The organism is Leifsonia sp. LS1, from assembly GCF_020521355.1.
GTDB lineage: Bacteria > Actinomycetota > Actinomycetes > Actinomycetales > Microbacteriaceae > Leifsonia.
In genome coordinates, this window is sequence record NZ_BPER01000003.1 from 356040 (window position 1) to 367437 (window position 11398).

Consider the following 11398-nt stretch of genomic DNA (forward strand, 5'->3'; position numbering starts at 1 on the left):
CAGCACCCCCATGCCCGAACACGAACAGGGATCGGCGGCCCTCGCGCCGCACATCCCCAACCGCCATCTCGCGCGCTGGGTGGTCGCCGCCCTGCTCGTGCTCCTCCTGCTCGGCTGGCTCCAGGGTCTGGCGTTCAACCAGGCCCTGGACTGGCCGACGATCGGGCAGTACTTCCTGAACTACGACGTGCTGGCCGGTCTCGGCCGCACGCTGCTCATCACCGCGGTCTCCATCGTCGTCGCCGTCGTCCTGGGAGCGCTGCTCGCCACGATGCGGCTCTCCGACAACCCGGTGCTGCGCGGGCTCGCCTGGCTCTACGTCTGGTTCTTCCGGTCGATCCCGCTGCTGGTGCTGCTGGTGCTGACTTTCAACCTGTCGCTGCTCTGGCCGACGATCGACCTCGGGATCCCCTACGGGCCGGTGTTCGTCTCGATCAACACGCAGGAGCTCATCAACCCGATGGTCGCCGCGATCGTGACGTTCTCACTCCAGCAGGCGGCCTACACGTCGGAGGTCCTGCGCGCATCCATCCAATCCGTGCCGACCGGCCAGCGGGAGGCGGCCGTCGCCTTGGGGATGACGCGCACGCGCACCATGATGAAGATCGTCTTCCCGCAGGCGTTCCGGGTCGCGCTCCCGCCGATCGCCAACGACACCATCAACCTGTTGAAGTCGACCTCGCTCGTCGCCTTCATCGCCGTGCCCGACCTCATGTACTCGGTGCAGCAGATCTACTCGTCCAATTTCCGGATCGTCCCGCTCCTGATCGTCGCGACCCTGTGGTACATGATCGTCGTCTCGATCCTGTCGATCGGGCAGTTCTTCATCGAGCGCGCTCTGCGCTCGTCGCCGTCGCGCGTCGGACGGCGGACGATCGACGCCGACCCGATCCTCCCGGACTCCGCCACCCCGGACGACACCGTCGCCGAGAACGCGGCGGCCTCCGACACCGCGCCGAAGGAGAACCGCGCATGAGCCCCTTCCTGCAGGTGACCGACGTCACGAAGCGCTACGACGACGTGACCGTCATCGACGACGTGAGCCTCGACGTCGAGCGGGGCGAGACCGTCGTCCTCCTCGGCCCCTCCGGCGCGGGGAAGAGCACCCTCCTGCGGTGCATGAACATGCTCGAGCGCATCGATCGCGGACGCATCGTCCTGGACGGCGAGGAGCTCGGCTGGAAGCCCCGCAAAGGCGTCATGCGCGAGCTCTCCGGCCGGGCCGAGGCGCGGCAGCGCCAGGACATCGGGATGGTGTTCCAGAGTTTCAACCTGTTCGCACATCTGACGGTGCTGCAGAACGTGATCGAGGCGCCCGTCGGCGTGCTGAAGCGGCCGAAGGCGGAGGCGATCGCCGAGGCGCACGACCTCCTGCGCCAGGTGGGCCTCGACCACAAGGCCGACGCCTACCCGGCGCAGCTCTCCGGCGGCCAGCAGCAGCGCGTCGCCATCGCGCGTGCCCTGGCCATGCACCCGAAACTCATGCTCTTCGACGAGCCGACGAGCGCGCTCGACCCCGAACTGGTGAGCGAAGTCCTGGACGTGATCAAGGGACTCGCGACGACCGGCATGACGCTGGTGATCGTCACGCACGAGATCGGATTCGCCCGGGAGGTGTGCGACCGTTTCGTGTTCATGGAGAACGGGCGCATCGTCGAGGCGGGCCCCTCCGACCGCCTCACGGTCGACGGCGCCGCCAACGCGCGCACGCGCGACTTCCTCTCCCGTGTGCTCTGACGGCCGACGCCCAGCCGATTCGGAATAGAGCACAGGCCGGAGCCGTTACCATGGGACATCCACATACGCGCATCTTGATAGGGGTGAAATGGACCAGGCGGATCCGTTCGGATTCATCGGTTTGACCTACGACGACGTCATGCTGCTCCCCGGGCACACCGACGTCATCCCGAGCGAGGCTGACACCTCGACGCGCCTGACCAAGCGCATCACCATGGCGACCCCGCTGCTCTCGAGCGCGATGGACACCGTCACCGAGTCCCGCATGGCCGTCGCGATGGCGCGCCACGGCGGCATCGGCATCCTGCACCGCAACCTCTCCATCGAGGACCAGGCGGCGCACGTCGACAAGGTGAAGCGCTCCGAGTCCGGCATGATCACCAACCCGGTGACCACGACCCCCGAGGCGACGGTCGAGGAGGTCGACGCGCTCTGCGGTCAGTTCCGCGTCAGCGGTCTCCCCGTGGTCGAGGGAGACGGCCGGCTCGTCGGCATCATCACCAACCGCGACATGCGTTTCGTGTCCCCGTTCGAGCGGTCGACGACGCTGGTGCGCGACGTCATGACCCGCCAGCCGCTCATCACCGCTCCGGTCGGGATCGACCCCGACGCCGCGGTCGCGATCTTCGCGGAGCACAAGATCGAGAAGCTCCCCCTGGTGGACGCCGACGGCACGCTCCGCGGTCTCATCACCGTGAAGGACTTCGACAAGAGCGAGAAGTATCCGGACGCCACCAAGGACGACGAGGGCCGTCTGCGCGTCGGCGCCGCGATCGGCTTCTTCGGCGACGCGTGGGAGCGTGCGATGACCCTGGTCGACGCGGGCGTGGACGTCATCGTGGTCGACACCGCGAACGGCGACAGCCGCGGCGTGCTCGACATCGTCAGCCGCCTCAAGCACGAGCCGCGGGCCTCGCACGTCGACGTGATCGGCGGCAACGTCGCGACCCGCACCGGCGCCCAGGCGCTCGTGGACGCGGGCGCTGACGCGATCAAGGTCGGTGTCGGACCGGGTTCCATCTGCACGACGCGTGTCGTCGCGGGTGTCGGCGTGCCCCAGGTCACGGCGGTCTATGAGGCCTCGCTCGCCGCTCATCCCGCCGGTGTGCCGCTGATTGCGGACGGCGGTCTGCAGTACTCGGGCGACATCGCCAAGGCGCTCGTCGCCGGCGCGGACAGCGTCATGCTCGGGTCGCTGCTCGCGGGCACGGCCGAGTCGCCCGGCGACCTCGTCTTCGTCAACGGCAAGCAGTTCAAGAACTACCGCGGCATGGGCTCGCTCGGCGCGCTGCAGACCCGTGGCAAGAAGACCTCGTACTCCCGCGACCGCTACTTCCAGGCGGACGTGCCGAGTGACGAGCAGCTCATCGCCGAAGGCATCGAGGGGCAGGTCCCCTATCGCGGACCTCTCGCCGCCGTCGCCTACCAGCTCGTCGGCGGCCTGCGCCAGTCGATGTTCTACGTCGGCGCGCGCACGATCACCGAGCTGAAGGAGCGCGGCAAGTTCGTCCGCATCACCGCGGCCGGGTTGAAGGAGTCGCACCCGCACGACATCCAGATGGTCGTCGAGGCTCCGAACTACCGCCGCTAGACCGTCTCACGAAGTCGCCGCCCGCATTCGACGCGGGCGGCGACTTCGTTTATCCTGGAAGGCTTTGCCCACCGGCGAGGCATCTCACCACCGTCCTCCAGGAGTTCCACCGTGGGCCATATCGACGTCTCCGGCGTCTCGTACACCCTCGCCGATGGGCGACCGCTGCTCGACGACGTCTCCTTCCGTGTCGGCGACGGCACGGTCTCCGCACTGATCGGCGCGAACGGAGCCGGCAAGTCCACTCTGCTGCGCATCATCCGCGGGGAGGTCCGGCCCGAATCGGGCGGCGTCGTCATCGACGGCGGCCTCGGCGTCATGGACCAGTTCGTCGGCCACGTGCGTGACGACCGCACGGTGCGCGATCTGCTCGTCGGCGTCGCTCCCTCGGCCGTCCGCCGGGCGGCCGAGGCCCTCGCGGCGGCCGAGGAGGCGATCATCGAGCGTGACGAGACCGACACGCAGCTGCGCTACGCGAACGCCCTCGCCGAGTACGCCGACGCCGGAGGGTACGACCAGGAGGTCGTGTGGGACAACTGCACCGTCTCCGCGCTCGGCGTCCCGTTCGAGCGGGCGCAGTACCGCCTGGTTCGGACCCTCTCCGGTGGAGAGCAGAAACGCCTGGTGCTGGAGGCGCTGCTGCGCGGACCCGAGCAGGTGCTGCTCCTCGACGAGCCGGACAACTACCTCGACGTGCCGGCGAAGCGCTGGCTGGAGGAGCAGTTGCGGGCGACGCCCAAGACCGTCCTGCTGGTCTCGCACGACCGCGAACTGCTCGCGAACGCGGCCGACCGCATCGTGACGCTGGAACTCGGCGCGGCAGGCAACAGCACGTGGACGCACGGGGGCGGCTTCGGCGGGTACCACCAGGCCCGCGACGAGCGGATGGCCCGGCTCGAGGAGCTGCGCCGGCGCTGGGACGAGGAGCACGCCAAGCTCAAGGCCCTCGTGCTGCGGTTCAAGGAGAAGGCCAAGTACAACTCCGACCTGGCGAACGCGTACCAGGCCGCGCAGACGCGCCTCGCGAAGTTCGAGGCGGCCGGTCCTCCCCAGGAGCGGCCGCGCGAGCAGAGCGTGCGGATGCGGCTGACCGGGTCCCGTACGGGCCGCCGCGTCACCGAGCTGCAGCGACTCGAGTTGACCGGGCTGATGCGTCCCTTCGACGGGGAGATCTGGTTCGGTGAGCGCGTCGCGGTGCTCGGGTCGAACGGCTCGGGCAAGTCGCACTTCCTGCGCCTGCTCGCGGCGGGCGGCACGGATCCCGACCCCGGCGCCGGCCATCTCGCCGCGGCGGAGCACGCGGGCCCGCCGGTGCCGCACACCGGCGTCGCGAAGCTCGGGGCCCGCGTGGCTCCCGGCCTGTTCGCACAAGCGCACGAGCACCCCGAGCTGGTCGGTCGCACGCTGCTCGACATCCTCCACCGCGGCGACGACCGGCGTGCAGGCATGCCCCGTGAGGCCGCCAGCCGCGTGCTGGACCGCTACGGCCTGGCCGCGTCGGCGGAGCAGACCTTCGACTCGCTCTCCGGCGGCCAGCAGGCCCGCCTGCAGATCCTGCTCCTGGAGCTGTCGGGCGCGACGCTGCTGCTGCTCGACGAGCCCACCGACAACCTCGACCTCGTCTCGGCGGAAGCGCTGGAGGACGGACTCGCCGACTACGAGGGAACCGTGATCGCGGTGACGCACGACAGGTGGTTCGCGCGCGGCTTCGACCGGTTCCTGGTCTTCGGGGCGGACGGCGAGGTCTACGAGACGGACGAGCCCGTGTGGGACGAGAGACGGGTGACGCGGGCGCGTTAGCCGCGCATCCGCCCGATCCGTGTCACCGCTCTGCGAAGTAGCGGTAGAGCTGCTTCTCCCGTGCGCTCAGCGTCGCGACAAAGGCGCCGCCGACGGCTCCGACGGCGGCCGCGAGGGGGATACCGGAGACGGCGTCGAAGACGGCGCCCTGATCCTCCCCCGGGACGAATGACGCGGTGACGCCGGCGAGCGCGAGACCGATGACCGCGGCGGACGAAGCCCAGGCAAGTGCTTGGAGCAGCTGGGTCGAGATAAGGTCGACTCGCCGTACCCCCGCGTGGAGTGCCGATGCCAGCTGCAGGCGCCGCAGCCGAACGCTGACGAACCCGAGTCCGACTCCGACCATCGCTGCCACCGGCACGGCGGCGCGTGTCAGTCGTCCCAAGAATCCGGCCTCGCCGGCGACGGACAGGCCGTGGGACGTGTTCAGCTGCGAGATCTGCGGCTTCGAGGCGGGGTCTGACCCGGGAGTCATGGTGCCGAAGAGAAGTGCTCGAAGATTCGTCAGCTGCGGCCACGCCGTGACCCAGCATTCGTCGAATCCGCTCGGGTCGGCCGTGATGGAGAGGACGGCGTATCCCAAACCCGGTCGCCGTCCGTCCGAGGGATAAGCGAACGTCGATGCGACGGTCATCGAGCCTCGGTCCGTCGCGATCGATTCTCCGACCTGCGCTCCGACGTCCAAGGCCAGATCACGCGAGATCAGTGTGCCCGATCGGTTGCCGGACCGCGCCGACAGGACGTCGGCGAACCCCGGTGAAACCTCGAAAGACGGCACCGGGGCATTCGGGAGGACGCTGACTCTCACCTTGTCGGCGTCCGATCGAAGCGCACCGGACGCGACCACGTCGGGGAGGTCGCCGAGCCTCTCGCATTGCGCCGGATCGATGCGTCCTTCGGCGGTCAGGATCTGCGTGGACCCACCCGCTTCGCGGAAGTCCTCGGCCTCCGCGATCTGTCGCGCGATCGCGATCCCGTCGGCGGAGATCAGTCCGGAGATCGCGATCGCCAGTAGGATGCTGAACCCTGCGAAGCGGGTCGTTCCGGTCGCGATGTCCCGGGCCGCTTCGCGGAGGATCGCACCGAGCCTTATCGCGCCCTTCCGCCGGGGAGGGGCCGGAGGTCGAGCCGGACACTGCACCTCGCCGTGGTGCGCGGATCATGGGTCGCCACGATCACGATCACGTCGCTCTCCGCCGTCGCCGCGATGGCCGCGTCCACTCGTTCCGCGTTGTACGCATCCAGCTGCGCCGTCGGCTCATCGATCAGGAGCAGGTCCGGCTGCGAGGCCAGGCCCCGAGCGAGCATCAACCGCTGCGCCTCGCCGCCCGACAGCTCTCCGAACGGTCGCTGGGCGACCTCCGCGAGTTCGAACCGTGCAAGCAGGTCGTGGGCCTGACGCTCGGCGGACCGCATCGACGCGCCGCGAGTGAGCAGTGGAAGCGTGACGTGGTCGAGGGCGGTGCGACGTGCGGACCCGAACGGATTCTGGAAGACCCAGTTCACCCGGTGCACACCGTCGAATCGGATGCGTCCCTCGCACGGCCGAGCGAGTCGCGCCAACAGCGAAAGGAGTGTGCTCTTGCCTGAGCCGGAGGGCCCGGTGAGGGCATATGTCTCGCCCGGATGAAACTGGAAGTCCAGGCCCCGGAACAACCACCCGGCCTCGCCGAAACGGTGGCCGACGCCCTCCAAGGTCACGAGCACGCGGAGTCGCCCGTCGGTGAGAGGTCGGCTGAGGTCGGGCGTGCTTCCCCCGCGAACCGCACGAACGTCTGACCGAGCTGGGAGCCGACGATCGTCACCGGATATCCCGTCCCGCGCGAGGAGAGGCATCCGCTGTTTCCTCGCACCGAATGGACAGCGGTCGGCGGGACCGTGGCGATTTCTACAGGAGCCTCCAGCGCGAGCTGACCGGAGATCGCCTCGCCGGCGGACCCCGTCTCGCGCGAAGAGGTCGTGGCGGACGCGTATGACGGAGTGCCGGCCAGTGCCGACAAGGCTTCGGTGGCCGTGACGTCTCCCGCGCGGTCGACCGGGACGGTCACCTCATCGACCGTGAGAGTCCGTGCGCCGTCGACGAGGTCTCGAGGCAACGGGACGATGGAGACCGAGGCGAGTCCGCCGACCGCCGTCGCGAGCGTTCCGCCTACTCCCAACGACTCACCGACGTGGGCGTCGCAGGCCAGGATCGTCGTCGCGGGGGTCGGAAGCCAGACGAATCGGGCGGTGGAGATCGTCGTCGCCGGGAGGGCATCGTCACCCGCTCGGGCGAAGAGTTTCGCGACCGCCGCGAGGGTCTGCGTCCCGACCGCGCCGTCGTTCGTCACAGGAAAACCGAGCCTGGTGAGTTCGGCTTGAAGCGAGCGCACGTCGTCGCCTCTGTCGCCTGCCGCGAGGTCCCTCCACAACGGCGCGCTGGTCGCCAGAGCGATCAGGGGCTCGCCGTTCATCGACGCGAAAGGGAGACCGGACTCGACGGTCGTTCCGGGGGAGCATGACGACGCCGTGAGCCGTCCCGACGCTTCCGACACCAGCGGGGTCTCGGGGTGAGAAGTGAAAGCGAGCGAAACCGTGCGGGGATCCGTGAAATCGCGGTAGGCGATGGGAGCTTCGGCTGCCGCCGACGGTCCGGCGAGAGAAGCGGGAACGGCCGGGGAGAACCAGAGCCACGCCGCGCACGCTCCCCCCGCGAAGAGCACGATCCCGATCACGGACAGCAGAGTGATCCTCGAGAGCAGACGTCGGCTCATTCGTCTCCCGTGCCGAGGATTCCGAGCGGATCTGCGCTGCACTCGTCCAGCGCGTGATCACCCGCCGAATCGCTGATGAACGGATAGGTCATGTCAGGCGAGTCGCGGTCGTAGTCCGCGGCCGAGTATCCGGCGGGCACGGCCTTCTTCTCGACCAGGCACGCTGCCATGAGTCGCGCTTCGTCGAGGTTCTGCGGATTCCGTTGCATCGCGAAGTACAGGTAGCCGATCGTGTTCAGGCCGGAGCTCGCAGAGCAGTCATCTGCGATCGTGTTGGCCTTCTCTGAGGACACGCCCGCGCCGGGCCGGAACTCGTAGCCGCCTCCGGGCTTGAAGCCGCCGAACGTCACGTTGCGTTCGGTGAGACACGTCGTGAAGCGATTCTCCATCTCGGCGAACTCGGCGTCGGAGATTCGGCCGTCCGCCAGGGCCGTGCGCTCGAACTCGGTCGTCGCTCGACGGAAGACGGAGCCGAACTCGTCCGCCCATGGTCCCGCGAACTCCGGACCGGTCGATCCGCCCTGCACGGAGGCGGGTGGTGCAGATGAGGGAGGCTGCGAACAGCCGGACAGACTGAGCGCGACGGTGAGGAAGGCGGCCCAGAAGAGCGATGCGGAACGTGTCGTGGAGGTCATGTGTTCACCGGTGGTCGAGTGTGCAGCAGCAGTCGGCTTCTCGAGCGGCGCGAGGGGTGGCGGATCCGCGACGACCCACCACCCCGTGCCCGCTCAGTAGTTGTCGTAGTACCAAGTGTTTCCGGTCACGGTCCACGCGACGGTGGCCCGTGACCACGAGCCGCGCCCCGCGTCTGCAGACCGCAAACAGGTGTAGGAGTTGCACGCCGTCGAACGGTGAACCTTGCTCGGGTGGTGGTAATGCGACCACGTCGAACCCGAGTTGCCGTAGTCCCAGGTGCCTCCCTCCGGGTAGCTGACGTACGCATTGGCGGGAGCCGCCGAGAGCAGGGTGCCCCCGGTCAAGACTCCAGCGGCCAACGCGGTCGCGATGAGTGATTTCTTCAGTCGCATGTCGTTCTCGCTTTCGGGGTCCAGACGGCTCTGTCTGGTGAGGAGGGACGATGAGTGCCCCTGTGACACGCTACCTATAGAACTCCATTTAAACAATGCTGATATTTCGACTTCGGTATCGCGGTATCGCGGGTGTCAGTGTCGCATCCGCCCGATCCGTGTCACCGCCTCGGTCAGCACCTCCGGCGAGCAGGCCAGGTTGACGCGCGCGTAGCCGCGGCCTTCGCGGCCGAACGCCGGCCCGTTGCCCAGCGCGACCTTCGTCTCGGCGAGGATGCGCTGGGCCGGGTCGTCGCCCCAGCCGAGTGCGCGCAGGTCGATCCAGGCCAGATAGCTGGCGTGCGGCTGCCGGTAGAGCGCCTCGGGGACGTGCGCGGCGAGGAGGTCGGCGAGCAGCACGCGGTTGGCCTCGACAGCATCGAGCGCACCCTCGAGCCACGGCATCCCCTCGCGGTAGGCGGCTTCGGCCGCGATGCGGCCGAACAGGCTCGTGCGCTCCTCGATCTCGACGGGCAGGCCGCGGACGAGCGCGGCCTGCTCCTCACCCGCGGTCACGAAGAAAGCGCACTTGAGGCCGGCCAGGTTCCAGGCCTTGCTCGCGGCGTGGGCGGCGATGCCGACGCGGCGTGCGGCGTCGGAGACGCGGAGGAACGGGGTGAATTCCGCATCGCGATGCGTGAGCGACGCGTGCACCTCGTCGCTGACGACGCTCGCGCCGTAGCGCTCCGCCAGTTCCGCCACCACGCGCAACTGCTCGGGCGGGTGCACCAGTCCGAGCGGGTTGTGCGGGTTGCACAGCAGCAGGGCGCGTGCGCCGCTCGCGAAGGCGCGCTCGATGCCGGCCAGGTCGAGCGACCAGGTGCTGCCGTCGTCGACGAGCGGGACCTCCTCCACCACGCCGCCGGCCTCCGGGACGTACGAGAAGAACGGCGGATACACCGGCGGCGTGATGATCACCGGATCGCCGGGCGCTATCAGCCGGCGGAGCGCCTCCACGACGACGACGCCGATGTCGGTGGAGGTGCGCACCTGCGCCTGATCGACGGCCCAGCCCCAGCGCTCGCGCGCGTGCTCGGCGAAGGCCGTCTCCATGCCGCGCTGCGGTCCGACGTACCCGGTGTCGGAGCGGTCGACCGCGGCGTGCAGGGCGGCGGCGATCGGTTCGGCGAGCGGGTAGTCCATCTCGGCCACGAACAGCGGAAGCACGTCGTCGGGATAGGCGCGCCACTTCTCGCTGGTGCGCTGGCGGAGGCGGTCCAGGGGCTCGGCGTCGACCTTCATCCCTCCACTCTGCCAGTCCCGGCGGGGAGGCGGCAGGCCGCCCGCGGGAGGGTGGGCCATAGACTGGGGAGGTGAGCATGGAGATTGAGATCGGGCGTGCCAAGCGCGCCCGCCGCGTGTACGCCTTCGACGACATCGCGGTGGTGCCCAGCCGGCGCACCCGCGACCCGGAGGATGTGTCGGTGTCCTGGGGCATCGACGCGTACCAGTTCTCCATCCCGTTCCTCGCGGCCCCGATGGACTCGGTGGTGTCGCCCACCACGGCGATCATGATGGGCCAGCTCGGCGGCCTCGGCGTGCTCGACCTCGAGGGTCTCTGGACGCGCTACGAGGATCCGGAGCCGCTGCTCGCCGAGATCCGCGAGCTGCCCCCCGCGAAGGCCACTTCGCGCATGCAGGAGATCTACGCGGAGCCGATCAAGCCCGAGCTGGTGACCCAGCGTCTGGCGGAGATCCGCGAGGCCGGTGTCACTGTCGCCGGCGCTCTCTCACCGCAGCGCACGCAGGACCTCTACGAGACCGTCGTCGCCGCCGGCGTCGACCTCTTCGTCATCCGCGGCACGACCGTCTCGGCCGAGCACGTCTCGAGGAGCGTCGAGCCGCTCAATCTCAAGAAGTTCATCTACGAGCTGGACGTCCCGGTGATCGTCGGCGGCGCGGCCACCTACACGGCGGCCCTGCACCTCATGCGCACCGGCGCTGCGGGCGTCCTGGTCGGCTTCGGCGGCGGCGCGGCCTCCACCACGCGCTCCACCCTCGGCATCCACGCCCCGATGGCGACCGCGGTCGCCGACGTCGCCGGCGCGCGCCGCGACTACATGGACGAGTCGGGCGGCCGCTACGTCCACGTCATCGCCGACGGCGGCCTCGGCAGCTCCGGAGACATCGTCAAGGCCATCGCCTGCGGCGCGGACGCGGTCATGCTCGGCTCCACTCTGGCGCGAGCGACCGACGCCCCCGGCGGCGGCTGGCACTGGGGCGCCGAGGCGCACCACCCCCACCTCCCGCGCGGCAACCGCGTGCAGGTCGGCCAGGTCGCCCCGCTCGAGGAGATCCTGTACGGACCGGCGCCCGTCGCCGAGGGGACTGCGAATCTGGTGGGAGCCTTGCGCCGGAGCATGGCGACGACGGGATACTCGGACCTGAAGGAGTTCCAGCGCGTCGAGGTGGTCGTCGCACCGTACCAAGCGCACTAGACCCGCGGCCGA

At 69.4% G+C, this 11398-nt stretch carries 11 protein-coding genes; 5 read left to right on the forward strand and 6 right to left on the reverse strand.

The features are described 5' to 3' along the window. Window positions 1–10: 10 nt before the first annotated feature. The 4 genes from LLS1_RS07970 to LLS1_RS07985 all read left to right on the forward strand — a co-directional run bounded on the left by LLS1_RS07970 (window position 11) and on the right by LLS1_RS07985 (window position 5128). Window positions 11–976: an amino acid ABC transporter permease gene (locus tag LLS1_RS07970; RefSeq protein WP_226654582.1), complete on the forward strand. Its 966-nt coding sequence runs from the start codon at window positions 11–13 to the stop codon at window positions 974–976. Beyond that, window positions 973–1737 (forward strand): amino acid ABC transporter ATP-binding protein, encoded by a 765-nt coding sequence (locus LLS1_RS07975; protein WP_226654584.1) that lies wholly within the window; start codon window positions 973–975, stop codon window positions 1735–1737. The genes LLS1_RS07970 and LLS1_RS07975 overlap by 4 nt, the downstream gene beginning before the upstream one ends. An 88-nt stretch (window positions 1738–1825) precedes the next feature. Next, the gene (gene guaB / locus LLS1_RS07980; protein ID WP_226654586.1) at window positions 1826–3328 is read left to right on the forward strand and encodes an IMP dehydrogenase; all 1503 of its coding nucleotides are present in this window, start codon (window positions 1826–1828) and stop codon (window positions 3326–3328) included. A gap of 111 nt (window positions 3329–3439) precedes the next feature. Beyond that, a complete protein-coding gene (locus LLS1_RS07985; protein WP_226654588.1) occupies window positions 3440–5128 on the forward strand; it encodes an ABC-F family ATP-binding cassette domain-containing protein in 1689 nt (562 codons plus the stop codon). Window positions 5129–5150: 22 nt separating this feature from the next. On the opposite strand, the gene LLS1_RS07990 is transcribed toward LLS1_RS07985, so the two are convergent. From LLS1_RS07990 to LLS1_RS08015, 6 genes are all read right to left on the reverse strand, one after another. Further along, the gene (locus LLS1_RS07990) at window positions 5151–6269 is read right to left on the reverse strand and encodes a hypothetical protein (protein ID WP_226654590.1); all 1119 of its coding nucleotides are present in this window, start codon (window positions 6267–6269) and stop codon (window positions 5151–5153) included. After that, entirely contained in the window at window positions 6218–6835 is a 618-nt protein-coding gene (locus tag LLS1_RS07995) for an ATP-binding cassette domain-containing protein (protein ID WP_226654592.1), read from the reverse strand. The genes LLS1_RS07990 and LLS1_RS07995 overlap by 52 nt, the downstream gene beginning before the upstream one ends. After that, the gene (locus LLS1_RS08000; protein WP_226654594.1) at window positions 6826–7881 is read right to left on the reverse strand and encodes a peptidoglycan-binding protein; all 1056 of its coding nucleotides are present in this window, start codon (window positions 7879–7881) and stop codon (window positions 6826–6828) included. The genes LLS1_RS07995 and LLS1_RS08000 overlap by 10 nt, the downstream gene beginning before the upstream one ends. Continuing rightward, window positions 7878–8516: a hypothetical protein gene (locus tag LLS1_RS08005; RefSeq protein ID WP_226654595.1), complete on the reverse strand. Its 639-nt coding sequence runs from the start codon at window positions 8514–8516 to the stop codon at window positions 7878–7880. Before LLS1_RS08005 ends, LLS1_RS08000 begins: the two co-directional genes overlap by 4 nt. 93 nt (window positions 8517–8609) lie before the next feature. After that, window positions 8610–8909 (reverse strand): lactococcin 972 family bacteriocin, encoded by a 300-nt coding sequence (locus LLS1_RS08010; RefSeq protein ID WP_226654597.1) that lies wholly within the window; start codon window positions 8907–8909, stop codon window positions 8610–8612. A 135-nt stretch (window positions 8910–9044) separates the two neighbouring features. Further along, window positions 9045–10190, reverse strand: a complete 1146-nt coding sequence (locus LLS1_RS08015; RefSeq protein ID WP_226654599.1) for a MalY/PatB family protein — start codon at window positions 10188–10190, stop codon at window positions 9045–9047. A 77-nt stretch (window positions 10191–10267) separates the two neighbouring features. Between LLS1_RS08015 and LLS1_RS08020 the strand changes: the two genes are divergently transcribed. Further along, window positions 10268–11386 carry a GuaB3 family IMP dehydrogenase-related protein gene (locus LLS1_RS08020; RefSeq protein WP_226654662.1) on the forward strand — a complete coding sequence of 373 codons (1119 nt, stop codon included), beginning with the start codon at window positions 10268–10270 and terminating at the stop codon, window positions 11384–11386. Window positions 11387–11398: the final 12 nt, after the last annotated feature.

Excerpts from the sequence above, each read along its gene's own strand:
- LLS1_RS08000 (WP_226654594.1), bottom strand. The coding sequence starts at position 7,881 with ATGAGCCGACGTCTGCTCTCGAGGATCACTCTGCTGTCCGTGATCGGG.
- LLS1_RS08005 (WP_226654595.1), bottom strand. The coding sequence starts at position 8,516 with ATGACCTCCACGACACGTTCCGCATCGCTCTTCTGGGCCGCCTTCCTC.
- LLS1_RS08020 (WP_226654662.1), top strand. The coding sequence starts at position 10,268 with ATGGAGATTGAGATCGGGCGTGCCAAGCGCGCCCGCCGCGTGTACGCC.
- LLS1_RS08015 (WP_226654599.1), bottom strand. The coding sequence starts at position 10,190 with ATGAAGGTCGACGCCGAGCCCCTGGACCGCCTCCGCCAGCGCACCAGC.
- guaB (WP_226654586.1), top strand. The coding sequence starts at position 1,826 with ATGGACCAGGCGGATCCGTTCGGATTCATCGGTTTGACCTACGACGAC.
- LLS1_RS07970 (WP_226654582.1), top strand. The coding sequence starts at position 11 with ATGCCCGAACACGAACAGGGATCGGCGGCCCTCGCGCCGCACATCCCC.
- LLS1_RS08010 (WP_226654597.1), bottom strand. The coding sequence starts at position 8,909 with ATGCGACTGAAGAAATCACTCATCGCGACCGCGTTGGCCGCTGGAGTC.
- LLS1_RS07975 (WP_226654584.1), top strand. The coding sequence starts at position 973 with ATGAGCCCCTTCCTGCAGGTGACCGACGTCACGAAGCGCTACGACGAC.